Origin of the sequence: Paraburkholderia sp. SIMBA_054, assembly GCF_046534875.1 — a bacterium.
GTDB classification, from domain to species: Bacteria; Pseudomonadota; Gammaproteobacteria; order Burkholderiales; family Burkholderiaceae; genus Paraburkholderia; species Paraburkholderia hospita.
In genome coordinates this window covers 1-365 of the sequence record NZ_JAWRXV010000353.1, presented here as the reverse complement: position 1 = coordinate 365, position 365 = coordinate 1, and the positions used below count along the sequence as shown (strand labels likewise).

General features: G+C 70.4%; 1 protein-coding gene. It reads right to left on the bottom strand.

What is annotated here, in order from left to right; genetic code table 11:
* Positions 1–68: 68 nt before the first annotated feature.
* Positions 69–365: GDSL-type esterase/lipase family protein (locus tag SB822_RS55445; RefSeq protein ID WP_410858888.1), on the bottom strand; the 297-nt coding region annotated here is incomplete at its 5' end.

Here is a 365-nt window from a genome sequence, read left to right as displayed (position 1 = left end):
ATAGGGAATGCCGGCGCGTTGAACAGTGCCGTTCGATACCCATAGGCGCCATGCGCCGCGACGAGGCCCTACCGCAGCGCGCGGGCGATCGCCTGCTCGGCCAGCGGCGCCATGATCGCGTAGCCGGCATCGGTCGGGTGCACGCCATCGCTGGCCAGGTTCGGATCCAGGCCGCCGTCGGCATTGGCCATCGCGGCGTGATAGTCGAGATAGACCAGGCCCTGCTGCCGCGCGTAGTCGCGCAAGGCGGCGTTGAGCGCGCGCACGGCGTCGGCCGGGTGCGAGCCGGGACGCCACGGATAGGTGCTGACCGGCAGCACCGAGGACAGCACGACGCCGATGCCATTCGCCCTGGCCAGTTCGAG